This window comes from Peterkaempfera podocarpi (assembly GCF_042466665.1).
In the GTDB taxonomy this organism is placed as follows: domain Bacteria; phylum Actinomycetota; class Actinomycetes; order Streptomycetales; family Streptomycetaceae; genus Peterkaempfera; species Peterkaempfera podocarpi.
In genome coordinates this window covers 7617480-7640848 of sequence record NZ_CP162102.1, presented here as the reverse complement: position 1 = coordinate 7640848, position 23369 = coordinate 7617480, and the positions used below count along the sequence as shown (strand labels likewise).

The 23369-nt window shown below is 72.3% G+C and carries 18 protein-coding genes and 3 pseudogenes; 10 read left to right on the top strand and 11 right to left on the bottom strand.

The features are described from left to right. Positions 1-124: 124 nt before the first annotated feature. The 4 genes and pseudogenes from AB0761_RS33425 to AB0761_RS33410 form a co-directional block, all read right to left on the bottom strand. A complete protein-coding gene (locus tag AB0761_RS33425; RefSeq protein WP_377272989.1) occupies positions 125-595 on the bottom strand; it encodes a MarR family winged helix-turn-helix transcriptional regulator in 471 nt (156 codons plus the stop codon). A gap of 177 nt (positions 596-772) precedes the next feature. Further along, positions 773-1471: pseudogene (locus tag AB0761_RS33420) on the bottom strand (SDR family NAD(P)-dependent oxidoreductase); the annotation flags it as partial. A gap of 681 nt (positions 1472-2152) precedes the next feature. Further along, entirely contained in the window at positions 2153-2713 is a 561-nt protein-coding gene (locus AB0761_RS33415) for a DinB family protein (protein WP_377272988.1), read from the bottom strand. A 157-nt stretch (positions 2714-2870) separates the two neighbouring features. Further along, the gene (locus AB0761_RS33410; protein WP_377272987.1) at positions 2871-3296 is read right to left on the bottom strand and encodes an Ohr family peroxiredoxin; all 426 of its coding nucleotides are present in this window, start codon (positions 3294-3296) and stop codon (positions 2871-2873) included. 515 nt (positions 3297-3811) lie between these two features. On the opposite strand from AB0761_RS33410, the gene AB0761_RS33405 reads away from it, so the two are divergent. From AB0761_RS33405 to AB0761_RS33390, 4 genes are all read left to right on the top strand, one after another. Next, the gene (locus AB0761_RS33405) at positions 3812-4738 is read left to right on the top strand and encodes a LysR family transcriptional regulator (protein WP_377272986.1); all 927 of its coding nucleotides are present in this window, start codon (positions 3812-3814) and stop codon (positions 4736-4738) included. A 254-nt stretch (positions 4739-4992) separates the two neighbouring features. After that, positions 4993-5616, top strand: a complete 624-nt coding sequence (locus AB0761_RS33400) for a TetR/AcrR family transcriptional regulator (RefSeq protein WP_377272985.1) — start codon at positions 4993-4995, stop codon at positions 5614-5616. Positions 5617-6415: 799 nt separating this feature from the next. Continuing rightward, complete coding sequence (locus tag AB0761_RS33395) at positions 6416-6718, top strand: muconolactone Delta-isomerase family protein (protein WP_377272984.1); 303 nt, start codon at positions 6416-6418, stop codon at positions 6716-6718. 177 nt (positions 6719-6895) lie between these two features. After that, positions 6896-7267, top strand: a complete 372-nt coding sequence (locus AB0761_RS33390) for a YybH family protein (protein WP_377272983.1) — start codon at positions 6896-6898, stop codon at positions 7265-7267. 184 nt (positions 7268-7451) lie between these two features. Here AB0761_RS33390 and AB0761_RS33385 read toward each other — a convergent pair. Beyond that, a pseudogene (locus tag AB0761_RS33385) lies at positions 7452-8428 on the bottom strand (nitronate monooxygenase). A 123-nt stretch (positions 8429-8551) separates the two neighbouring features. Between AB0761_RS33385 and AB0761_RS33380 the strand changes: the two are divergent. After that, complete coding sequence (locus AB0761_RS33380; protein WP_377272982.1) at positions 8552-8734, top strand: LysR family transcriptional regulator; 183 nt, start codon at positions 8552-8554, stop codon at positions 8732-8734. A gap of 245 nt (positions 8735-8979) precedes the next feature. Here AB0761_RS33380 and AB0761_RS33375 read toward each other — a convergent pair whose 3' ends face one another. Then, entirely contained in the window at positions 8980-9591 is a 612-nt protein-coding gene (locus AB0761_RS33375; RefSeq protein ID WP_377272981.1) for a TetR/AcrR family transcriptional regulator, read from the bottom strand. 185 nt (positions 9592-9776) lie between these two features. Between AB0761_RS33375 and AB0761_RS33370 the strand changes: the two genes are divergently transcribed. Both AB0761_RS33370 and AB0761_RS33365 read left to right on the top strand, forming a co-directional pair. After that, positions 9777-10364 (top strand): ester cyclase, encoded by a 588-nt coding sequence (locus AB0761_RS33370; RefSeq protein ID WP_377272980.1) that lies wholly within the window; start codon positions 9777-9779, stop codon positions 10362-10364. A gap of 575 nt (positions 10365-10939) precedes the next feature. Further along, positions 10940-12712, top strand: coding sequence for an FUSC family protein (locus AB0761_RS33365; protein ID WP_377272979.1), 1773 nt, complete (start codon positions 10940-10942; stop codon positions 12710-12712). A gap of 207 nt (positions 12713-12919) precedes the next feature. Here the strand turns inward: AB0761_RS33365 and AB0761_RS33360 are convergent, their stop codons facing one another. Beyond that, positions 12920-13729 (bottom strand): family 1 encapsulin nanocompartment shell protein, encoded by an 810-nt coding sequence (locus AB0761_RS33360; protein ID WP_377274464.1) that lies wholly within the window; start codon positions 13727-13729, stop codon positions 12920-12922. A gap of 186 nt (positions 13730-13915) precedes the next feature. After that, a pseudogene (locus AB0761_RS33355) lies at positions 13916-14734 on the bottom strand (Dyp-type peroxidase); the annotation flags it as partial. A gap of 282 nt (positions 14735-15016) precedes the next feature. Here AB0761_RS33355 and AB0761_RS33350 point away from each other — a divergent pair. Continuing rightward, the gene (locus tag AB0761_RS33350; RefSeq protein ID WP_377272978.1) at positions 15017-15388 is read left to right on the top strand and encodes a thioesterase family protein; all 372 of its coding nucleotides are present in this window, start codon (positions 15017-15019) and stop codon (positions 15386-15388) included. Positions 15389-15765: 377 nt separating this feature from the next. Next, positions 15766-16635, top strand: a complete 870-nt coding sequence (locus AB0761_RS33345) for a class II glutamine amidotransferase (protein WP_377272977.1) — start codon at positions 15766-15768, stop codon at positions 16633-16635. Between the two features lie 157 nt (positions 16636-16792). Here the strand turns inward: AB0761_RS33345 and AB0761_RS33340 are convergent, their stop codons facing one another. Together AB0761_RS33340 and AB0761_RS33335 are read right to left on the bottom strand one after the other, a co-directional pair. After that, the gene (locus AB0761_RS33340; RefSeq protein ID WP_377272976.1) at positions 16793-17695 is read right to left on the bottom strand and encodes a DUF4253 domain-containing protein; all 903 of its coding nucleotides are present in this window, start codon (positions 17693-17695) and stop codon (positions 16793-16795) included. A gap of 146 nt (positions 17696-17841) precedes the next feature. Beyond that, positions 17842-18879, bottom strand: coding sequence for an Lrp/AsnC family transcriptional regulator (locus tag AB0761_RS33335; RefSeq protein ID WP_377272975.1), 1038 nt, complete (start codon positions 18877-18879; stop codon positions 17842-17844). Positions 18880-19014: 135 nt separating this feature from the next. On the opposite strand from AB0761_RS33335, the gene AB0761_RS33330 reads away from it, so the two are divergent. Then, a complete protein-coding gene (locus AB0761_RS33330) occupies positions 19015-20544 on the top strand; it encodes an MFS transporter (RefSeq protein ID WP_377272974.1) in 1530 nt (509 codons plus the stop codon). A gap of 273 nt (positions 20545-20817) precedes the next feature. Here the strand turns inward: AB0761_RS33330 and fusA are convergent, their stop codons facing one another. Then, a complete protein-coding gene (fusA, locus tag AB0761_RS33325; protein WP_377272973.1) occupies positions 20818-22881 on the bottom strand; it encodes an elongation factor G in 2064 nt (687 codons plus the stop codon). Positions 22882-23369: the final 488 nt, after the last annotated feature.

The window sequence follows — 23369 nt, the reverse complement described above, 5'->3', positions numbered from 1 at the left end:
GACGTCCGCAAACCCCTCAGGCCCCACCGGCCGACCGTCCAGGCGCGCCCACAGCCGACACTGCGCATGCGCACTGGAAGGCCGCACCAAAGCCCCCCGGGCACCACTCGTGCGGGGGCAGCGATCAGCTGCGGACCGGGTGGTCTGCGGTGACGCGCTCCAGCGTGGCCGTGAGCTGGGTGAGGTCCTGGCCGCTCAGGTGGTCCATGACATGCCGTCGGACGCTGGCCAGATGGGCCGGCCAGGCCCGCTCCAGGCGGGCGAGCCCGGCACCGGTCAGTACGGCGTTCCAGCCCCGCCCGTCCTCGGGGGACTTGACCCGCTCGACCCAGCCCTGCTTCTCGAGGCGCATGACGACGCGGGTCATCCCGCTGAGGGAGAGGTCGCAGGCGCAGGCGAGCTCGCTCATCCGCAGCATCTTCTCCGGGGTCTCCGACAGGTGCCGCAGAGCTGTGTACTCGGAAAGCGGCAGCCCCGCCTCACGCACCATGTCCGCGTCGACAAGACGCGGCAACGCAAGGATCACCCGGCCCAGGGCACGCAGGAACGCTTCCTCGTTCGCATCGAGGGGACGCAGCGGCTCTTCGGATGACATCGCACCACTCTAGCCCCCTTGACGGATCAAGGAGCAGCTCCAGGCGCTGCCCCCGGTGCAACAACTCCGGCGACCGCACCCTCCGGGACCGTGCACGGCAGCGGCAGCGGGAGGACCGGCCGCTCGGCCGGAGGCCATCGGCACCGCCGAGCCGCGAGCGGGCTCACCGGCCGGCGCTCTTCCCCCGTCCACGGGGAGGACGACGCCGGTGACGAACGGGGCCTGCTCCAGGTAGACCACCGCGCCGACGACATCGTCGACCTCTCCCAGCCGGCCCATCGGGTGCAGTGCGGCGAGGGCTGCGGCCTCGCCCTCGGGGTGCATCGGGGTCGCGACGGTGCCAAGAGCGACCGCGTTGCTGCGGATGCCCCGCGCGGCGTACTCGATGGCCAGCGCCTTCGTGGCCGACTGCAGTCCGCCCTTGGTCAGCGAGGCGAGGACGGAGGTCACCCTGGAGTCGGCGTGGTCGGCCAGGCTGGTCGTTATCTGCACCACGTGACCGCCGCCCTGCTCGAGCATCCGCTCCACAGCGAGCTGGGTGACCCGGAAGAACCCGCTCAGGTTCACACCGAGCACCAGGTCGTAGTCGGCCCTGGTGTAGTCGGTGAAGGGCTTGGCGATGAAGATCCCGGCATTGTTGACCAGGGTGTCGATACGGCCGAACCGCTCGGCACCGGCCGCGATGACGCGCTCGGCGGTGTCCGGGTCGGCGATGTCGCCCTGAACGGTGAGGATGTGCGGATCCGGGGACGGCGCGATGCCGCGCGATGTGGCAACGACCGCATAGCCGAGCCTGCGGTAGGCGGCGACCAGGCCCGCGCCGATCCCCTGCGAGGCACCGGTGATGACGGCGACCTTCTGCCCCTGACTGCTCATGGCGACCTCCTCGACGGGAGTGGAGCCCCCAGGACCGGAAGTGATCCGCCCTGCCGCCTACCCATGCCGGGGGCATTCAGGGCGGGACGGGCACACCGGGGTGCGGGTACTCGTGCTGGTCGTCGGCGGGTGTCCGCCGCGTGGATCGTCTGCCGGCAGGTGATTCCGAGGTTCGTCGCCACGTGCGCTGCTCGCAGCGCACGTGGCGCCGGCAGTCGCAGCGGAGAGTGACGGACCGGGCCGGCGATGATGCGGCCGGCGACTGTGCGGGTTGTCGCGAACGAGGACGGCAGCGATGACGGCAGCGGGGTCGTCTTCACGCTGCGCAGGAGGCCCGGCATGAACAGCAGCAAGTTCGAGCTTGACGCAAGCCTCCGTTGCGGCCGACCTCGCCCGGCTCAAGCAGCTGCCCGCAGCGCTGAACAGGGCGCCCGGTGGTAGCCACTGCGGACCACCGGGCGGCGCCCATTTTCGTCCCGCTGCGGCCGGACACCATGCGCTGATGGATCGTCACCGATCGCACATGGCACGGCACCTGCGGCCGTCACCCGCCGAAGGATGACCCACGCCGCAGGCGCCGCCCACGACCGGCACGAGCCCCCATCCCACCCGCACCAGTTCTGTGGCCGACGACTTCAGGGTGAAACCCGGTCGATCGACGTTGCCGTCACCGAGGCGACCTCACTGGCCCACCCGTCCGTCGATGCGCTCGCGCAACAGGTCGGCGTGCCCGCTGTGGCGGGCGTACTCCTCGATCCTGTGCACCATCAGCTCCCGAACCGAGGTCTCACCCTTCCCCGGACGCTCGCCCAGGTCCGGGAACTCGGCCAGCGCGGCGTCGGTCGCGGCCTGCTCACGCTCCAGAGCGGAGTACGCAGCGTCGACCTCGGCCGGCTCGGCGACGGCTCCGTCGAAGTCCGCGTCCCTCTCGCCGTACAGCTTCGGCAGCGGGTCACCGTCGCTGATCCAGTTCCGCCAGTCCCGTTCCACCTCGGCGAGGTGCCGGACCAGGCCGAGCAGCGACATCGTCGACGGCGGAACCGACCGGCGGGCCAGCTGCTCCGCATCCAGGCCGTCGCACTTCATCCGGAGGGTCATGCGATAGCCCGTCAGGAAGTCCTGGAGCGTCGCGAGTTCGCCGTCCGGGCTGCTCTCGTCGCTGTTGCGTGGGTCGTCGGCCGGGTCGACCCACATGTCGGGGTAGACGGTTGCCCTGCTCCATCGCTCGGGTTGGTCATTCATGCGCCCCATGCTGATCCGGGAGAACCCGGGTTCGCCAGCGAGTTTCCCAACGGTGGTGACTCCTGCTGCCCGTCGAGGACGAGGACGGCGCGGGTGGCCGCCGCGGCTTCGGCCGCGGCGGCCGGTCATCCGTCAACCGGGCCCCGACGGCCGGCCTTCAGACGACGGTCGCCTCGATGGTCACCGGGATGGCGAGCGCCTTGGAGTAGGGGCAGACCTGGTGGGCGTCGGCACCGAGCTCCTCAGCGGTGATCTGGTCCACCCCTTCGACCGTGAGCCGGAGGACGGCGCTGAGGCTGAAGTCGCCTGCGGTGTGGTGCAGGGTGACCTCGGCTGCGACGGCCGGATTCCGCAGCGCCAGCTTCCTCTTCGCGGCGGTGATCCTGACCGCGCCCAGGAAACAGGAGGCCCATCCCGCCGCGAGGAGCTGCTCGGGGTTGGTGGCCCCGCCGTTTCCTCCCAGCTCCTTCGGGATGGCCAGGGTCAGGTCGAGCACACCGTCGCTGGACTCGGCCCGGCCGCCGTTGCGGCCCTCGCCGGTCGCGGTGACAAGGGCGGTGTAGTGCGCTTCAGCCATGGTCATGCCTTTCCGATTCTCCCCTGGATGCACTCACCATCCAGGGCGTCACCTGTCCAAGTGGTGACTACAGTGGCATGGCGTCAGTCACCTGTCAAAGCGGTGACGGGATTCGCGCACCCGAGGCGCGGGCGGACCTCACCATCCCCCTGCCACCGGGTCTGCTCGGCGGCGCGCACAGGGATCTCGTTCACGGCCACCCGACGGTCCCGGGTGACGGCGCAGGCCGCGGCATCGGCGATGCCCTCGGGGCGCAGCAGTGGCGGCAGCGATCCGCACGAGCCCGGCCGGAGAAGCACCACGGCCTGAGAAGCACCGCAACAGGCGCAGAGCTCCGCGACGGAACACTCCGATACGTCGCCGCAGGCGCCCCCGGCCGAGGCCCTGCGCCATGGGAAGGCCCCGCCTCCCGCAAGGTGCCCGACGAAGGCGTTCGGCCTGGGCACCGGCGGTTCGCGCGGGCCGACGCCGCCAGGAGGAAGCCTCCCCGCAGCCGGGGTACGCCTCCCCACGCACGTAGCATGGCGCTCGTGGAACTGCGCCAACTGCGGTACTTCGTCGCGGTCGCCGAGGAACTGAACTTCGGCCGCGCCGCCGAGCGACTGCTGATCGCCGGGCCGTCCCTGTCGCAGCAGATCAAATCCCTGGAGCGCGACCTCGGGGTGCGACTCTTCGATCGTGACCGCCGCTCGGTGGCGCTCACCCCGGCCGGCTCCGCTCTGCTGCCGCAGGCCCGCACGCTGCTGGAACAGGCGGAGGAGCTGCGGCGCCGCGCCGCACAGATCTCCGGCTCCGAACCCGTGCGGTTCGGATATGTCAACTGGCTGCCCCCCAACCTGACCGCGCTCACCTCCGCGGTGGCCCAGGTCCACATCGACCCCTGGATCGCCCCCTCCCACGCACAGGCCGCCCGCGTCGCCGACGGGAGCCTCGACCTTGCGGCGTGCTGGGTGCCCGCCCGGGACCTGGACCGGCTCGACCTCGACGCCCGACTGATAGGCGCGGACCGGCTGCACGCGGTCGCCACCAGGGACTGCGGGGGCGACGTACGCGCGGAGGACACGGCCGTCCTGGTCGACGACGACAGCACGTACTGGGCGTCCTGGAACCTCTACGCCGAACAGCTGGCCCGTGACACCGGCGTCCGCATCGAGCACATCTCCGACGGCGGGATCACCGGGCCCGCCTTCTTCGACCATGTCCGCCGCAGCCGGCGGCCGCTCATCAACTCCCCGAAGGGAGTGAGCAATCCGCTGCCGCCGGATCTGGTCGCATGCCCCGTGGTGGCTCCTCGGATCTACTGGACATGGTCCCTGGTCCGGCGTCGCGGCGAAGTCCGCCCGGCCGTCCTGGCCGCCGTCGAGGCACTGAGCGACGGGATCGGCGGCCTTCCCGTCCTTCACGGTCCGGGCGCCTGGTCACCCGACCCCGAACCGGCCGGACAGTAGTTCGCCCCGGCGCCTTTCGAGGCCGAGGCGCAGCGCATCGAGGATGCCGGGGCTTGGCAGAAATAGACCGGTCGTCTAGTATAGTTGCCCGGCTCGAACGATGCGCCTGGCCGGGCCGCCCATCGGCCCGTCGGCAGCCGTGCCGCACCGGGTGATCCGCAGGTTCTGCCCCCGGACCACCCCGGACCGGAAGGCGCAGCCCCCGTGCCTGCACGAGGAGACACCGAGCAGGCACCCGGCCGAGGAGGGGAATCATGGGACGCACCAGTGACGCCGGGCAGAAGATCCTCACCGCCGCGCAGTCGCTCATCGAACTGCGCGGCTACTCCGCGCTCGGCGTGGCCGAGATCTGCAAGGCCGCCGGCGTACCCAAGGGCAGCTTCTACTACTTCTACGACTCCAAAGAAGCCCTCGCCCTCGCCGTCATCGACGAACACTGGACCCAGCAGCGCACCGCCTGGACCCACATCCTCACCGCCGACACCGACCCCCTCCACCGGCTACGGCAACTCTTCGAAGCCACCCAGGCCACCCAACAAGCCGGCCAGCAGACCTGCGGCACCGTCTCCGGCTGCCTCTTCGGCAACCTCACCCTGGAGATGTCCAACCAGACCGAAGCCATCCGCACCCGCCTGCAACAGATCTTCCAAGCACAGGTCGACATGGTCGACACCGTCATCACCCAAGCCCGCGAACACGGCGACATCACCCTCACCGACACCCGCGAAGCCGCCCGCTCCATCGTCGCCCAACTCGAAGGCCAAGTCCTCTTCGCCAAGCTCTACAACAACGCCCAACGCCTCGACACCCTCTGGGCCAACTGCCTCGCCCTCCTCGGCGCACACACCCCCCAGCAGACACCAGCCCCCACCCCCTGACCCCCACCACCACACGCACCACGCCGACAGCCGGCGGATGCCCGGCCTCGCCGACGGGTGGCCGGGAGCACGCAGGCCGAGTGGTCACCCGCCGCGTTGCAGCCGGCCACGGCCCTGGATTCAGGGCTGCAAGGACCCCGCATCCGCTCCCCAGCGCACTCCCCGCCTCGCGCGTCACGGACGGCAGCAGTGCCCAGCGGTCAGCTCGACCCGGCGGACAGGCCCTGGCCTCGCCTGCCGTGTCCGGCAGCGGCTCGGCATCTTGGGTGCACTTCTGCAGCTTTGACTTTTGTCGACCGGTCGTCTACTTTTAACTCGACCGGTCGGCTACCTAGTGCCGCCCCAGCTCCGCATGAAGTGGAGAGCCCCTGTGACCACCCCTGTCAGGCTCACCATCGCAGTCGTACCGCTGCCCGCCGCGTTCCCCACGCTCCTGCGGGGCACCGTCGGCCCAGCCGCTCCCCGGCCTGGCCCGCAGCCGTCCGCAGCCCGGGGGTCCGTGATCTGACAGCGGCTCCGCTCCGCTCTCCGCCCACCGGGGCGGCCCCCACCGGCCGGCTGCGCGCCCGACACCGGCACGCCACCAGCCCTTACGCACCGCGCTCAGGCCCATCGGGCACCCTGCGCGGCAATGCCCCGCCGTCGTGCTGCGACGGTCCGATCATGTCCCCAGTGGAGAACAACGCCGATCGTCCGATGCCTCGGAATCGTCGCGCCGCACCCCGCCCGGGGCGGCTCCCGACCACCCGTCAGGCACCCCACAGACAAGCCCCCACAGACAATGAGAGAGGAAGAGACCATGAAGGAGTTCCTGGTCGAGCTCACCACCACCGTCCCCGAGGGCACCGACGCCGCCGAGGTCGACCGCCGTCGCGCCGCCGAGGCCGTCCGCGCGAAGGAGCTCGCCGCCACCGATCACCTGGTCCGGCTGTGGCGCCCGGTCGGCGAGCTGCGCAGCATCGGCCTGTGGCGCGCGGAGGACGAAGCGGAGCTGCGGGCCGACGTCCTCGGGACCCTGCCGCTGTGGCCCTGGATGACCGCGGTGGTCACCGCCCTGCAGTCGCACCCCAACGACCCGGGCCGGTCCGGCGGCGCCGCCTGATCGGGCGCTCAGTGCCCACGGCTCCCCGTCGACCGGCCATGACGCCCCGCCGGGAGCCGTGTCCCGTCCGCCACCCGATCGCCGCCGCCACCCCGACAGCCGAGCCGTTGCACCGGCGGCGGAACCTTCACCACCGGGCGCCGCCCAGCGCGGACCCCATCCTGAGAGCAGAAACTGATGAACAGCACAGCAGCAGCCGAGACGATCCTGCGTGGCGTCATGGACCGCTGGAAGTCCGCGGTCGATGCGCATGAGCCGCAGAAGGTCGCCTCGTACTTCACCGAGGACGCGATCTTCCAGGGGCTCCATCCGTACAGCGTCGGCCGTCAGGGGGTCGCGGACTACTACGACTCCCAGCCGCTCGGGATGGTGGCGGAGTACCGGGTGCTGGAGACACGGCAGATCAGCGAGGATGCCCTGTTCGGGTATTTCGGGGTCGACTTCTCGTTCACCGACCGGCCGACGATCAAGGTCACGCTCAGCATCCTGCTCAGGCGGGTCGCCGGGCAGTGGTACATCGGCCACTACCAGGTGTCCAAGCTCGGCTGACAAACCCCCGCGCAGGCACACCGCAGCCGGGCATCCGGCACTCCGCGCCCCGCACTTCCCGCTCCTCGGAGCCGGTGGTGCGGGGCGTCGTGCGCGGGGGCCGGGGCATCCGCACGGCGGTGTGCCCGGTCGGACGGCGTGTCGCGACACTGCCGCCGGGTGGTCGGGAATCCGGTGCCGCCACTCAGAGCCGGGAGGCGAGCCGTCGCAGGATCTGGGCCGCGGGCTCCTCCGTGGCATGGCGGTGCCCGGTCCCGGCCCACAGGTTGATGCGTGCGGGATCACCGGCGGCGACTGCCGCCCTGCGCAGGGGGCTGGTCAAGTGGTGCAGCGCGGGATACCCGGCCGGGGCGATGCCGCTGTAGCGGTCGGTGAAGGTGTTGCGCAGGGCCCGAGCGGGCCTGCCGGTGAACGCCCGGGTGACCATGGTGTGCCGGCGTTCGGAGTCCGCCAGGGCGGCCCGGTACGGGTCTGAGGTGCCGGCCTCGTCCGCGCGCAGCAGGACGGTGCCGACCATGACCGCGTCGGCTCCGTTCCACAGTGCCTCGGTGACGGCATCCGGGGTGGCCAGGCCACCGGCGGCGATCAGCGGCAGGAGACCGCCTGCCGCACCTGCCCGAGCAGGTGGGCCAGCGGGAGCGCCGGCGGAGTCTGCTGGGGGGTGAAGGTTCCGGAGTGCCCCCCTGCCGCTGTCGCCTGGACGGCGAGCGCGTCGACGCCGGCTTCGGCGGCCTGGCGGGCCTCGGCGGCGGAGGTGACCGTCTGGACCACGAGGGTTCCGGCGGCGCGCAGCGCGGCGATCACGGATGCGCCGGGGACGGCGAAGGTGAAGCTGACCACCGGGACGGGGTCGGACAGCAGCAGGTCGATCTTGTCCGACCAGCGGTCGTCCTCCTGGACGATGCCGACCGTGGAGAGATCGATGCCGTAGGGCTCGGCCTCGGGCGCGATGGCGCGGGCGTACCGGCTGAAGGCCGCCGCGTCGACCGGGACGGGGTTGGGCGCGAACAGGTTGACCCCGAAGACGACACCGTCCGAGCGGACCCGGGCGATCTGCTCCGCCAGGTTGTCGGCGGTCCGGTACCCGCCCGCGAGGAATCCGAGGCCGTCCGCCCGGGCTGCGGCGGTGACCAGCGCCGGAGTGGTGGGGCCGCCGGCCATCGGCGCGGCCACGACCGGGATGCCGACTCCGAGAGCAGTCAGTGGCGAAGCCATGAAAATCCTCTTCCTGGTGGGTCGGGCCTCCCCCCAGGCGACGTTACGTGCGCCGGAAGACCCTGGGGGATGCCTTCCGTGCCGTCGGTGTGCTCGGCAGGCACGGACGTCGAACCGCGTCGTCTCAGGGCGTTCGTCGCGGTGGCGCGTCCGGAATCCTTCACCCGCGCCGCACAGCAGCCGGCGATCACCCGGCCGGCCCCGAGCCGGACCGTTCGCCGGCTGGCGGCGACGGTACGGGTGACACTGTGAGATCGCGGTGCACGGCATATGGCGCTGACCGGCGCCGGGGAGCTCTTCCTCGGCCATGCCGAACGTGTGCTGGGCGAACTCGACCGGGCCGTTGCCGCGGTTCACTCCCGGAGCACCGTCCGGCCTGGGTTCAGCTGGCTTCTGCCCGACCCTTGGGCCCAGCACACAGGGGCGCGGTTCGAGAAGGCCACCGGCGGCACCGTCGCCTCCGCGACCGGGGACCCGCTGATGACTCGCCGCGGGGTTCAGCAGAGAGTGGCGACGGCGGTCCGGTGGAGAACCTCCTCGGCCCGCTCCCACGACCAGCCGTTCTCGACGACCAGGGTGCGCCAGCCACCGGGGCCGAACCAGAACCACAGCAGGTCCGCCGTCTCCTCCACCGTGCAGCGGGGCGGCGGGGCCAGGGTGTGGAGGTGGCGGGCGGCGGCGCGGAGCGCATCGCGGTAGGCCGCGGTCGCACGTTCCCACAGCGCCTCGCCCTGCTCATGGCAGGGCAGGGCCTTGCGGATCGCCTCGTGCACGCTGAACTGCCCCTGATTGCCCAGCCGAGTGCCGCGGGCGAGGGCTTCGAGGACCGCCTCGGGCGTCCGCAGGGCGAGCACCTGCTCCATGGCCTGGTCGTAGCCGGACGCGCTGACGCCCTCGTCGACGATCCGGTCCAGGATGTCGCCCTTGCTGCCCACGCTGGCGAAGACGGTCTTGGCGGCGACACCGGCTGCCGACGCGATGTCCGCGACGGTCACCAGTCCGTAGCCGCGGTCGGCGAACAGCTCGGTGGCCCGCTGGAGGATCAGCGCGCGCGTCTGGGCGGCGGCCTGCTCGCGCAAGGGGGAGACGTACACGCGCTTTGAGGCCATGCCCAGATTCTAGCGGGTTGTTTGACCTATTGATTCGGTGCTCTATAACCTCAATATCGCAGCCGCCACGCAGGCCCTGTCGGAACCGTCACGACGGCCGAGGACTAAGGGCCGAAGGCCGGAGCCGCGGGCTGCGGGCTGCGGGCTGCGAGAACCAGGCACCGCACAGTGAAAAGGTGGGCACGATGGCACTGGACACCGCCGAACTGGCACACGGGCTCTTCCGGGTACTCGAGACGGGCGACCTGGAGCTCGCCGTCGACGTCGTGGACGAGCAGAACCACAACCGTGAGGCCGCGGTCGCACCCCCGGCCTGCGCCATACCGGGACCGGCGGGCACTCTGGCGTCGGGAGCATGGTTGCGCTCGGCCTTCAGCGACCTGCGCTTCCCCGTCCTCGGCGTCGCCCGCAACGACGATCAGGTCTGGGTCCGGCTCCGCATGCAGGGCCGCCACACCGGCCCGTTCGTGCGCTTCAAGGACGGCGCACTCGACCAGGCCATCCCCCCGACCGGACGCGAGATCGACTTCGAGCAGGTCCATCTGCTCGATGTCCGCGGCGGGAAGGTGGTCCGGCACGAGGCACTGCGGGACGACATCACCATGCTCGGCCAGCTCGGCGTCTTCCCCCCGGCTCCGGCCACCGCCCTGCGCATGCTCGCCTGGCGGGTGTCCGGACGGGCCGCCCGCGCGGCAGCCGAGGTCACAGCCCTGGCGGCCGGCGCGGCGGGCGCCCTGGCGGACGCTTCACATCCGACGGGGCGAGCGAGCTGACGGTCTGCCCGGACATCACTTGACCGAAGCATGGGAACCCTGCTGCCCGCAGCAGACAGCGGTAGAGAGTGCCCAGCGGGAAGGCGCGCACAAAGGCCTGGGAGCTTCCGCCGGGCGCCATCGGCTGTCGTGCGGGTCGACCGCCCAGGGGGTCGATCACCGCCACGACTCATGGATCCTTTCCGCTGTCCACCCGGCAACGCTCCGGGAGCACCCGCAGGCGGACGCCGGCACTGTCCCGGCACCCTCGGGGGCGCGCCGGCCGACGCCGGCGAACCGGCGACGCTTCCGCGCTGACGCCGGCATCAACTCAAGCCCGAGCAGGTCGAGTTGCCCTCCACCGGTCGGCGGCGGACCCCGGACTGCGGCGCGAGGAACCCACCACGTGGGCGGGCCTGGGCGTCGACCACCTCAAACGGCTGGAGCAGGGCCGCGACACCGGCCCCTCCGTCGCGATGCCTGGTAGCACCGCCGCGGGACTCACAGGGGCCGAGGACCCCAGGGCCGGAGGGAGTCGCCGACCACCGACCGACCCGCCAGGCGGAATGATGCAGCACAGGTGATATACACCGATCATGCCGGTTTTGCCCGACCCACCCCCTGCCGAACCCGGAAGGAGCCGGCGGGCCTCCGTCGCCGATGCGGCGTGCGTGCTCTCCCCACGCGGTGCGCTCGCGCTGCACAGGGTGGACGGGGCGCTGCTCTTCGCCCTCCGCGCGGCGCTGGCGATGGCACTGCCCGCGCTTCCCTTGGCGCTCACCGGGCGGACCGGACCCGCCGTCTACGCGATGCTCGGTGCATTCACCGCCACATTCGGGCGCAATCTGCCCTACCCGCGGCGGGCTCGCGTTCTCGCGGTCACCGCGGTGGCCATGACGGCATGTGTCGGATGCGGGTCGGCCCTCGCTGCGGTGACGCATCCCCAGACGAGCGGACCGGGCACCGCCGTGGTGGTCGTGGCGACGGCCGTGGTGGCGGGCCTGGCCAAGTTCGCCTGCGGCGCGACGCGACTGGGCGGCCTGGGCGCGGTGCTGCTGCTCTTCTCCTTCGCGGTGGCGGCCAACGGCTCGCCCGCCCCGGCCGATGTCGCCCCGCAGACCGCGCTGGCCGCGATCGGCGCGGCCACGGCCTGGGTGCTGGCGATGCCGGGCTGGTTGGTGCACCCGGACCGTCCGCAGCGTCTCGCGGTCGCCACCGCCCTTCGCGAACTCGCCGCACTGCTGGAGGAGGCCGACGTACAGCGCGCCGCACGGACACGGCACCGCGCAACGGTCGGCATCCTGGAGGCCTATCTCTCCCTCGGCCTGGCACCGCCGACGGCCGCCGAGCACGGCGAGCGGCGCAGGCAGGGCGGGACCTGCGTGCTGCTGACCGACCTGTCCTGGTCACTGCTGGTCTGCTCGGTGCACCGGTCCCCCGGCGCGTCCACCGCCACGCCGCAGCTCCTGCACCGGCAGGCCGGCCTTCTCGCGGTCCGGCGGCGCAGACCCCCCGTTGCGCTGCCCGAGTTGCTGTCGCCGTCCCCGGTGGCGGCCGCCGATGTCCTCTGCCGCACGGCCGGGACATCGGCGGCGGCCGGTCCTGTCGCGCGGCGTGCCGCCGAACTCGTGGTGGGGCGCGGCCCCGCCGGTCCGGTCTCCGGCGTGGCGCTGGTGGTTCCCGCGCTGCGGATGTTTCTCGGCACCGCGGTGGCGGGCGGGGTAGCCGCTCTCCTCGGCCTCGGGCACGGCTACTGGGCGGCGATCACAGCGGCCGCCGTGCTGCACTCGGTCAATGTCCGCACGACGGCGCAGCGTGCCGTCCAGCGCACCCTGGGCACGGTCTCCGGGTTGCTGCTCGCCCTGGGAGTGCTGGCCGGGCAGCCGGATCCGCTGGTGCTGGTCCTGGTGGTCGTGGTCCTGGAATTCCTGCTGGAGTACGGCGTCGCGCTCAACTACGGCCTGGCGGTCGTCTTCGTCACGCCCCTGGCCCTGCTGATGAGCGAGCTGACCAGCGCTGTCCCCGCCCGCGACCTCGTCTACGACCGGGGGCTGAGCAGCATTCTGGGGATCGCCGCCGGACTGGCCTGCGCGCTGCTGGTGGTCCACGGCCAGGCTGCGGTGCGGGTGGAACGGGCGTTTGCCGCATGCACGGCGGCAGCCGAGCGTGCGGAGCACGCTCTTGCGGACGGAGCCTGGTTGCCGGTGCCGGTGGTCCAGGTTCAGCTGGCCGTGGCCGTGGTGGAACTGCATGAGGCGGATGACGCGGCGGCAGGGGAACTGTGGCAGGCGGAGATCGACCCCGCCGTGCTGGCGGCCACGGAGCAGCGCGCCTACGTGCTGCTCGACCGGCTCCTGCACGGTCGCTGACGGTGACCCGGGACGTTCGCGGTCCGTGGACGGGCCGCCGGGCCGACCGGTCCATGGACGGGCCGGCGCCCGCCGGTGCTCAGCTGCCGCCCAGGGCCGTGCCCCGCCGGCACGCGCCGCAGGCCGGCCGGGGGGTGACCCGACTGCTCCGGGCATGGCCGGCGGCCCGCCTGCGGGGCAGGACGTCTGCGGGGGTGCCGTCGGGGCTCACGCCTGCGGGGCGGGGCCGATGGGGACGACCGCCTCGTCGGTGTGGACGATGAAGGTGAGCGACTCCTGGAAGTACATCTGGACGCTGTCGGCGTCATGGGACAGATAGCCGATGGAGAGGTCCTGTCCCAGCTGCAGGGTGAAGTCGCCGCCACGGGTGGACACCAGGAAGGCGCCGTCGACCGCGGGGGCCCAGATGATCTCCCCGTCGAGCAGGCGGCGCAGGTGCTCGTGGATGGGGTAGCCGTGGTCCGAGGTCTCGCTGACCGCCGTGTACGCGTCCGCGCTGAGCGCGAGGGTGTAGGCGCCGCCGACACCGGCCAGCCGCAGTTCGGAGACGGCCTGGCTGATGACGTTGGGGTACAGCCGGGGATCAGCGGGCAGGGTCAGCGCCGGGTTGCTGGAGGCGGTGCGCAGGCCGGTGATGCCCGCCGCCGGATAGCCCTCGAAGACGGCGCGGTCCTCGGCGAAGGCGATGCGCCGGGCGGCCTCCTTCACCGGGGACCAGTCGGCGTCCTGGGCACCTCGGGCCACGTCGTCCACCTCTGCGCGGCTCACCGTGAAGGGCACACGCAGCTCCACCAGCGGCCGGGCGCGGCGCAGCCGGGCCCGCACCCCCGCCGCCGGGGCTTCGATCTCGTCGAGGTGGCCGGTGTTGACAGCGGCCAGCTCCGCGCCGGCCGCCTCGGGCACGTCGACGATACGGCGGGCCGCCACATGCCGGGTGAAGGTACGCCTCGCCTCCTGCTCCAGGTCGGCCCACGCGGCCGCGGAGATCGGGGCGAGTTCCCGGTGCAGGTTGTCCATGGGGGTGGTTCTCCTGTCGCTTGCTCCGCCTGCTGCTAACGGCCCTTCAGTCCGCCGATCCCGAGGGAGCCGGGCTCCTCGGCCGCGGACTCCGGTTCGTCGCCCAGGTCCTCCAGGAAGTCGGCGGTGCGCATGGAACAGGGTTCCGGTGACCGCGGTGGAGAAGTCGAGGATGCGGTCGTGGCTGAACGGACCGTCGCCGAGGAACATGTGCCGCAGCATCTCCTCGGTCACCGAGGGGGTACGTGCATAGCCGATGAAGTAGGTGCCGAACTCGCCGCTGCCGGGGCTGCCGAAGGGCATGTTGTCGCGCAGGATCTGCCGCTCGGTGCCGTCCGGGTCGGTGATGGTGGTGAGGACGACATGGGAGCCGGGCGTGTCGATCTCGACGTTGGTGTGCTTGCGGCGGCCGATGATCTGCTCCTGCTGCTCGACCGGGAGGCGGTTCCAGGCGTCCAGGTCGTGCATGTACTTCTGCACGATCACATAGGAGCCCCCGGCGAAGTCCGGGTCCTCGGCGCCGACCAGTACAGCGTCGGCGGCCTCCTGCCCGACGGGGTTCTCCGTGCCGTCGACGAAACCGAGCAGGTCGCGTTGGTCCAGGTAGGTGAAGCCGGTGACTTCGTCGGCGACGGCGACCACGCCGCGCAGCCGGGTCATGATCTCGGAGCCGAGGGAGAAGCAGAGGTCCTGCCGGGCGGCCCGGATGTGGAAGAGGAGGTCGCCCGGGGTGGCGGGGGCGTGGTGGCGGCCACCGCGCAGCTCCTGGAAGGGATGCAGCTCCGCCGGACGCGGACCGGCCACCAGCCGGTCCCAGACCTCGGAGCCGATGCCGGCGACGACCCCCAGCTGTCCGTCGGGGTGCCCGAAACCGACTGCCCGTTGCAGGCCTGCGAGGTCGGCGAGCAGTTCCCGGACGACGGGCTCACCACCCGGCTCGACGGTGAGGACGAGAAACAGGGACGCAGTGGTCAGCGGGCTGAGCACGGGCTGCGGCACGGGCATGTCCACCATCCTTGCACGGGTGTCCGGAGCTCACCGGGACGCGAGAGGGCCCGCAACGAGGCGCGGGCCATGAGGACGACGGGCCGGGGCCCGGGGCCGGCCGCGGCCCCGCGGTGGGGGGACGGCCCGCGAGAACCTGGCAGGTCATCGGCTGTGTGCGATCGCAAGGCGGCCGGAAGCCCCTGTACTGGACCTGGGCTTTCGGCCAACGCAGCGAGCGAGCGTGCGTGCCAGGCGTCGCGGCAGGGCAAAGGTCGGCGGGGGCGGCACTAGCGTGGTGGGATGCGACACGAGGTGACCGACAACGACACGGCCGCGGCGGTGGGAAGCGGTGACGTGCCCGTGCTCGCCACCCCGCGGCTGATCGCCTGGCTGGAGGCGGCGACCGTGCGGGCCGCCGCCTCGTTCATCCGTCCGGGGGAGACGACGGTGGGCACGGCGGTCCGTATCGAGCATGTGCGTGCCACCGGAGTGGGCGGCCGGGTGGAGGTCGTCGCCGAGGCACGGGCCGACGCGGCGGGCCGGCGGCTCACCTTTCTGGTGCGGGCCTCCGACGACTCGGGGGAGCTTGTCGCGACCGGCGAGATCGACCGGGTGGTCGTCGACCGGCAGCGGTTCCTGGCGAACGTGCCCGTCCCGGGGTCGGAGTCCTGAGAACCGTCGGCGGCGCTGCTCCCCGGTGAGGAGCAGCGCCGGATCGACGATGTGAGGTGTGTCGCGGGACGGCGGGAGGGCTCCCGGTCGACCGGCCGAAGGAGCAACTGCCGCTTCTGCTTTCCTTCCGGCTTGCAGAGCCACCGGGGACGCGTTTGAGTGTTGGGTGCCACCCTGCACCGGACGTTGTCGCGCCGGGATCGTCCGGCCCGGTCCGGCCCGGCACCGGCACGCCGGGCGGACCCCCGAGCGGCAGTGGACGGGCGGCGGTCGGGCGTCTGGTACGAACCCTCCGAGCCCGGGCGCTACGTCCGGGCACCCCGGTGAGGCCCCGACAGGGCGGCCTCCCTCCGGTTACCGACCGAAAGGCTTCGGTGATGTGCCGTCTCTTCGGCCTGACGAGCGCTCCCCGGCGAACCCGTGCGACGTTCTGGCTCCTCGACGCACCGGACAGCCTCAGCGACCAGAGCCACCGCGATCCCGACGGCACCGGGCTCGGCTTCTTCGACAGCGGCGGAGCGGCCCAGGTCCACAAGGCCCCGGTCGCGGCCTACGAGGACCGGGCGTTCGCGGAGGAGGCCCGGGAGGTGTGCTCGACGACGTTTCTCGCGCATGTCCGCTTCGCCTCCACCGGGGCGCTGGAGGCGCGCAACACCCATCCGTTCGAGCAGGACGGCCGGCTGTTCGCGCACAACGGTGTGATCGAAGGGCTGGACGCCCTGGATGCGCACCTGGGTGAGGATCTGTCCCTGGTCCAGGGCGACACCGACTCCGAGCGGTTCTTCGCACTGATCACCAGGGAGACCCGGGCACACGGCGGGGATGTCGCCGCAGGGATCGAGCAGGCGGCGCGGTGGGTCGCCGAGCACCTGCCCGTCTACGCCCTCAACCTCGTTCTCATCACCCCCGACGAGCTGTGGGCGCTGCGCTACCCCGACACCCATGATCTGTACGTGCTGCACCGGCCGCCCGGTGGCTGCCACGGCACCCGGCACCTCGACCACAGCGGCACCGGAGGCCGGATGCGCGTCCATTCCCGCGACCTCGCGGACTGCGCGGCCGTGGTCACGGCCTCCGAACGGATGGATGACAACCCCGACTGGGAGCTGCTGGATCCGGGCGTGCTGCTCCACGTCGACGCGCAGCTGCGCATCACCCGCCGTACGGTGCTGCCCGACTCCCCCGCCCATCTGCTCCGACTCAGCGATCTGCGGCCGGAGGCCGCGCAGTCCCAGACGGCGGCCTGAGACCGGCAGAGCAGCGCTCACCGTGATCGGGGCTCCACCAGGTTCCCCGGGTCTGCCGTGACGGCCGGCCCGGGTGCCGGACCCGCGCGGGGGACGCCATGCCCACCCCGTCGCGCTGCTTCGCACCGCGGGGGCGGTGGTGGAGCCGGCCCTGGTGTCAGTCCCACCAGAAGGCCCACAGTGGCTGGTCGAGGATGCTCTCCTCGGCGTGGGTGTGGATGGTGTCGCTGCCCTGCCAGATGCTGTCGGGGCAGAAGGCGAAGTGCTCGGCAGCGACAGCGAGGGCGTGGTCGAGGGTGCGCGGTGGGGCGGCGACCGACAGATAAAGGACGTCGTGGGTGAGCGCGACCAGGCGGGTGCCGAAGCGGTCCTCCCAGGAGCGCAGGACCGCGGTGAAGGGTGCGGGGTCGTTGTCGTAGTTCAGCGGGCCGGTCCAGCCGATGGCCGTGAGCACGTCGGAGCTGCGCCCGGCGGGCGCCAGGCCGAGTCGGGGCAGCAGCAGGTTCTTGTTCCGGAGGAGGATGTCGGCCGCTTCGGCGGCGCGGTGTTCGGGATCTGCCTGCAGTGTCCCGGCGGGGGCGAAGCCGGGCCACGTCCGGTCGTGGGGCGCCAGCATCTCCGCTCGCTCGTCGGCCTCGCTGTCCTCGCCCTCGCCCTCGCCCTCGCCCTCGCCCCCGCCCCCGCCCCCGTCCGCGTCCGCGTCCGGGGTGGCGTACTTCTGCCACCACTCGCGCATGAGCTGCTCGGCGTCGAAGGCGTCGGGGTCGGTCACGAGGTCGGGCCCCAGATCCGGCTGCCAGGGCTCCGGCTCGCGGACCCCTCGCGCATAGGTGTGCGTGCCGCCGAGGAGCAAGGGATACAGACCCGTGTGGCGGGTCTCCGCCCGGAGACGGGCCCAGTGGCCGGGCAGGGCCGGCACATCGGAGCGCCACACCAGCGGCTCGCGCCAGGGGCCTTCGAAGGTCTCGTCGAGCAGCCGCCCGGGAGGGAGATCGGCGCCGAGGAGACGACCGGTCGGGTCGTCCCGCAGGGGGAGCAGGGAAGGGCGCGGAGGGATCATGCCGAGGACGGTACCGAGGGCCTCTGACAACGCGGGGGTGGTGAATGACCGGCGCAGCCCAGTGCGCCTGTGCAGGCCCCGCAGGGGGCAGTGGCAACCCCTTCACTGCGCGGCGATCCGGGCGCCTGAAGGGTTCTGATGGTGACTCAGTTTCGCTCGGTGTGGCTGTGGCTGCGGGGGCGCGGGGCCATGGGGCCCGCGCCTTTGAGGGTCCGGTGCACGGGGGCGGTGGCGCAGCTGCGCATGCCGGGGATGGTGGCGATCCGAGTGGTGAGGTAGCGGTAGAGCGAGGGTGCGTCTGCGCAGTGGAGTGAGGCGTAGAGGTTGGTGGAGCCGGTGGTTGCGGCGGCGAAGCTGACTTCGGGGTGCTGGGCCATGGCGGTGCCGGCCCGCTCCAGCGAGGCGGGGTCGATGTCGAGCCAGAGGCCGGCGTGCATCCCCCGGTCGAGGAGGCGGGGAGCCAGGTCGATGTCGTAGTACAGGACCCCGGTGCGCCGCAGATGGGACAGGCGCCGCCGGACGGTGCTGAGGGACCAGCCGGTGGCCTGGCCGAGTTCGGTGAGCGGTGCGCGGCCGTCGCGGGCGAGGACCGCGAGCAGGCGTCGCTCGTCGTCGTCGAGGGGGCGGCCGAGCTCCGAGCCGTCGGGCGCGTCCTCGGGTTCCAGCGTCTGGACCTGCTCGGGGGTGAGGGGTCCGGAGCGGGTCAGGGGCGACTGGTCGTTGCCGAAGAAGACATGGAGGACGGCGTAGGCCTGCACATCGGTGACCTGGGGCGTGCGGGGCAGTTGGTGCAGGAGCAGATGCTCGTGCTGCCTCCCGGGCCGCTCGCGTACCGTGCAGCAGACCTCGGTGCCTCCGGAGACGAGGGAGACCCAGGAGGTGTCGTCCCTGCGGGCCAGCGCCTCACCCAGGGGCACCGCCGCCTCGGGAGCGGCGCGCACCCGCAGCAGCCAGTGGTTCTCGCCGCTGCGCAGGGCGTTGGTCAGACCCAGGACGGCGAGCGTGCCGGTACGGCGGAGCCGTGCGTAGCGGCGGGCCGCGGTCTGGTCGGAGACGCCGAGGATGTCGGCGATCTTGGCGAAGGGGGCGCGGCCGTCGATGTGGAGGGCGTGGGCGAGTGCGTTGTCGGTCTCGCCGAGATCGATCGGGGAGATGCTCGGCTCATCCCGGCTGTCGGATTTCACCGCTCCACGGTAGGTGATGTCGGATTGTGCCGCCCGACGGCCTGTGGCTGTCGCTGGATGCCTGCCGCACCCAGGGTGGAGGCATTCGATTTGAACTCTCTTCCACGGAGTGCACTGATGCGCAAATGGTGGCCTTTGACAGCGATCTGCCTGGGCTCCTTCATCCTGCTTCTCGATGTCACCATCGTGACGGTCGCCCTCCCCGATATGGCCAAGGACCTCAACGCGAGCTACACGTCGCTGCAGTGGGTCATCGACGCCTATTCGCTCGCGCTGGCCGCGGTGCTGCTGGTGGCCGGTTCGCTTGCCGACATCCATGGTCACCGTCGCTGGTATGTGATCGGTCTGAGCGTGTTCGGTGTGGCCTCACTCGGGTCGGCGCTCGCGCCGAACGGTGATCTGCTGGTGACCGCCCGCGCCGTACAGGGGCTCGGCGGCGCGGCGATGTTCGCGACCTCGGCCGCGCTGATCGCCTCCACCTACCAGGGCCGCGACCGGGGTACCGCGTTCGGCTTCTGGGGCGCCGTCAACGGTGCCGGGGCGGCGGCCGGGCCGGTGCTCGGAGGCCTGCTGACCGAGGGCCTCGGCTGGCAGGCGATCTTCCTGGTGAACCTGCCGATCGTGGCCGTGGCCGCCTGTCTGACCCTGCGCGTGGTGGCCGCGGACCGTCCCCGTCATGAGCGGCACGCGGGTGCCCGGGTCGACTACCTGGGTTCGCTGGCCTTCACCGTGTGCGCGGGCCTGGTCACCTACGCCCTGATCACCGGTGGCGACGGCGGAGGTTGGGGCCGGCCGAGGGTACTGGCCTGCTTTGCGGCAGCGGTACTGGCGCTGGTGGCGTTTGTGGTGGTCGAGCAGCGGTCCGCATACCCGATGCTGGATCTGCGGCTGATGCGCAGCCCCAGGTTCGACGGCCTGATGGCGGCGGCGCTGCTGGTGCAGGGGGCGAGCTTCGGGTCGCTGATGCTGGTCTCGCTCTGGCTGCAGTCGCTGCTGGACCTCAGCCCGATCGCCGGAGGTCTGGCGATGACCCCGCTGGCGTTGGTCTCCTTCGCCGTCTCGGGTGCGGCCGGCCGTTTCATCCAGCGCATTCCCAGCTGGGTGGCGCTCGGTTGCGGTGCGCTGCTGATCGCGCTCGGGCTGCTGGTCCTGGCACTGTCCGTGCACACGGATTCGGGCAGGTCGTCGCTGTACGCGGGCTTCGCCGTGATCGGAGTGGGGGTCGGCCTGTTCACACCGGTCCTGGTGGCGGCGGCAACGGCGAGCGTCCCGCCCCGGCGGGCCGGTATGGCAGGCGGCGCGGTCAACACCTTCCGGCAGCTCGGGCTGACCTTGGCCATCGCGGTGTTCTCGGCGATGTTCACCAGCCGGGCGCGTGACGTCCTGGCCGCCTCCGGCCGGGTCCCCGACGCGCAGCGCGCAGCGACCGCCCTGGGCGGCGGACAGGGCCAGGCGCTGCTGCGGCAGGTCCCGGCAGGACAGCGGGACGCGGCCGCAGAGCTGCTGCGGCACGCTGCCACCGCCGGCCTGGACCGCCTCTTCCTCGTCTCGGCGGTCGCCGCCGCCATGGGGGCCGTGCTGATCTTCACGCTCGTCCGTCCGCGCAGGACCCCTGCCCCCGCCCCGGCCCCCGAGGCAGAGCCCCTGGCGGCTGCCCGGGGGTGACGGTGGGTCAGGTCCGGTCGGCCGGGAGGGCGGGGACGGTCGTCCCCGAGCGTCCGGCCGACCGGGCGCAGCCGGGCATCCGCTCCGGGACACCGTACTGATCACCGCACCGGACAGCCGCGCAGCCACTGCGCGCGGGTCCGGCTTGCGTCCTGGAACCGCCGACCGCGACCCGGGGTTCCGCTCCGGCTTCCGGGCGGGTCTGGGGTGGCGGTGGCGGTGGCCCCGCGCTGTCGGCTGATCGGCCGACAGCGCGGGGCCACCGTTCGGCGGCTACCGGGCGGAGCCGGGCGACGGGGCGTACCCGGCGGGCCGGGTGGTGAAGGAACCCCTGCCCTGGGTGCGGCTGCGCAGACGTCCGGCGTAGCCGAAGAGTTCGGCCAGTGGCACGGTCGCCGTCACCACCGCGGTGCCGCCCCGCACGGCCGACCCGGTCACCCGGCCGCGCCGAGCCACCAGGTCACCGAGCACCCCGCCGACGGCGTCCTCGGGCATGGTGGCCGTGACCTCGACCACCGGCTCGAGCAGCGCCATCGTGGCGGCCCGCAGGGCCTCCCGGAGAGCGAACCGGCCGGCCGTACGGAAGGCCGCCTCCGAGGAGTCCTGGGGATGGGTGCCCCCGTCGGTGAGGGTGACCCGGAGCCCCGTCACCGGGTGGCCGCCGAGCGGCCCCTCGGCCAGGGCGTCCCGGCAGCCCGCCTCGACCGCGCGGATGTACGGCGGGGGCACCCGTCCGCCGGTGACGGCCGACCGGAACGTGAAGCCCCCGGCCTCGTCCGCCGCCAGCGGCCCGACGTCGAGGACGACATGGGCGAACTGGCCGGCACCTCCCTCCTGCTTGATGTGCCGGTAGACCAGCCCTGACACCCCGCGGACCACCGTCTCCCGGTAGGCCACCCGGGGCCGGCCGACGCCGATCTCCAGCCCATGGGTGCGGCGGATCTTCTCCACCGCGACCTCCAGATGCAGTTCCCCCAGCCCCGACAGCAGGGTCTGGCCCGTTTCCGGATCGGTCCGCAGCACCAGCGACGGGTCCTCCTCGGCCAGCCGTGCCAGCGCCGCCGCCAGCCGCTCGGTGTCGCCGCCGCTGCGCGCCTCGACGGCCACCGAGACCACCGGATCGGCTACGGCCGACGGATCGAGGAGCAGGGGTGCGGCGGGCGAGCAGAGGGTGGCGCCGACGCGCGCGGACCGAAGTCCGAGCACCGCGACGATCTCCCCGGCCACCGCCAGCTCCACATCGGTGTGCCGGTCGGCCTGGACCCGCAGGATCCGGCCGATCCGCTCGCTGCGTCCCGAGCCCGCGTCCAGGACGAGATCTCCCCTGCGTACGGTCCCCGAGTACACCCGCAGATGGGTCAGCCGCCCGGTCGCGGCCGCGCTCACCTTGAAGGCCAGCGCCGCGAACGGCGCGTCAGGATCGGCGGCGCGCTCCTGCACCTCGCCCCCGAACACCCCGCGCACCGCGGGCACCTCCGGCGGCGAGGGCAACCAGCAGACCACGGCGTCCAGCAGCGGCTCGACACCGCGGTTGCGGTACGCGGACCCGCACAGCACCACCACCGCCTCCCCGGTATGTGTCAGGTCGCGGAGTGCCGCGGCCAGCGTCGGTGCGGAGACCTCCGCACGGGCGCAGAACTCCTCCAGCGCCGCCGGGTGGAGCTCCGCCACCGTCTCCTCCAGCAGTCGGCGGCGCCGGTGCGCCTCGTCCCGCAGGGACTCCGGCACCGGGCCCTCCTGGTACCCGTCGACCCCGTCGGGCCAGACCAGTGCCCGCATGCGCAGCAGGTCGACCACTCCGGTGAACCGGTCCTCAACGCCGATCGGCAGCTGGACCACCAGCGGTACGGTGCCCAGCCGCTCCCGGATGGAGGCGGCCGCGGCGTCGAGGTCGGCGCCGGCCCGGTCCATCTTGTTGACGAAGGCGATCCGCGGCACACCGTGCCGGTCCGCCTGCCGCCACACCGACTCGCTCTGCGGCTCGACACCCGCGACGGCGTCGAAGACCGCGACCGCGCCGTCGAGCACCCGCAGCGAACGCTCCACCTCGGCGGAGAAGTCGACATGGCCGGGGGTGTCGATGAGGGTGAGCCGGTGCCCGTCCCACAGGCAGCTCACCGCCGCGGCGAAGATGGTGATTCCCCGGTCGCGCTCCTGCGGGTCGAAGTCGGTGACCGTCGTCCCGTCGTGGACCTCGCCCCGCTTGTGGGTGGCGCCGGTCAGATACAGGATCCGCTCGGTGACGGTGGTCTTACCGGCGTCGACATGGGCGAGGATGCCCAGATTGCGGATGGCGGTCGGCTGGATTGCGGCATGACGGTGCAGATCGGTACGCACGGCCCATGGCCTTTCGGGGAGATCCCGGACAGGACGGCGCGATTCCCGGACGACGAGGGGTCACGGGGGCCGGAGGCCCCCGGACGGAGGTCAGGTGTTCGTCGCGGGCATCCGGAGCCGACCGCGCAGTCGGCACCGGGCGGACGAGGACACCAGGATCACCTCGGACCGGGGGCGGGAAACCACGACGGCGATGCGGTGACGCACGGCCCGGCTCCCCTCAACTCGTCGGTGGGCACACTCTCTGCGGGGTCGCGGCGGCGTGCCTTCGGTGGTGAGTGTAGTGAGCCGGACGCGGCCGGAGCACCGGAATTTCTTCGGGTACGAGGGCAGCCCGAAACGTGGAGGAACACCGCCGCACCTTCCACACCCGGCTCCCCGCACCGGCGAGGGTGGGCACAGCACTGAATCGCCGCGCTGCGAACGGATCTGACGCCACGACAGTTCAGCGCCCCCACCCGATGCGCTGCAACGGGCGAGGACATCCC

Bases quoted from the DNA above. Each gene is read 5' to 3' on its own strand.
- AB0761_RS33425 (WP_377272989.1), bottom strand. From the start codon at position 595: ATGTCATCCGAAGAGCCGCTGCGTCCCCTCGATGCGAACGAGGAAGCG.
- AB0761_RS33415 (WP_377272988.1), bottom strand. From the start codon at position 2,713: ATGAATGACCAACCCGAGCGATGGAGCAGGGCAACCGTCTACCCCGAC.
- AB0761_RS33410 (WP_377272987.1), bottom strand. From the start codon at position 3,296: ATGACCATGGCTGAAGCGCACTACACCGCCCTTGTCACCGCGACCGGC.
- AB0761_RS33405 (WP_377272986.1), top strand. From the start codon at position 3,812: ATGGCGCTCGTGGAACTGCGCCAACTGCGGTACTTCGTCGCGGTCGCC.
- AB0761_RS33400 (WP_377272985.1), top strand. From the start codon at position 4,993: ATGGGACGCACCAGTGACGCCGGGCAGAAGATCCTCACCGCCGCGCAG.
- AB0761_RS33395 (WP_377272984.1), top strand. From the start codon at position 6,416: ATGAAGGAGTTCCTGGTCGAGCTCACCACCACCGTCCCCGAGGGCACC.
- AB0761_RS33390 (WP_377272983.1), top strand. From the start codon at position 6,896: ATGAACAGCACAGCAGCAGCCGAGACGATCCTGCGTGGCGTCATGGAC.
- AB0761_RS33380 (WP_377272982.1), top strand. From the start codon at position 8,552: ATGCCTTCCGTGCCGTCGGTGTGCTCGGCAGGCACGGACGTCGAACCG.
- AB0761_RS33375 (WP_377272981.1), bottom strand. From the start codon at position 9,591: ATGGCCTCAAAGCGCGTGTACGTCTCCCCCTTGCGCGAGCAGGCCGCC.
- AB0761_RS33370 (WP_377272980.1), top strand. From the start codon at position 9,777: ATGGCACTGGACACCGCCGAACTGGCACACGGGCTCTTCCGGGTACTC.
- AB0761_RS33365 (WP_377272979.1), top strand. From the start codon at position 10,940: ATGCCGGTTTTGCCCGACCCACCCCCTGCCGAACCCGGAAGGAGCCGG.
- AB0761_RS33360 (WP_377274464.1), bottom strand. From the start codon at position 13,729: ATGGACAACCTGCACCGGGAACTCGCCCCGATCTCCGCGGCCGCGTGG.
- AB0761_RS33350 (WP_377272978.1), top strand. From the start codon at position 15,017: ATGCGACACGAGGTGACCGACAACGACACGGCCGCGGCGGTGGGAAGC.
- AB0761_RS33345 (WP_377272977.1), top strand. From the start codon at position 15,766: ATGTGCCGTCTCTTCGGCCTGACGAGCGCTCCCCGGCGAACCCGTGCG.
- AB0761_RS33340 (WP_377272976.1), bottom strand. From the start codon at position 17,695: ATGATCCCTCCGCGCCCTTCCCTGCTCCCCCTGCGGGACGACCCGACC.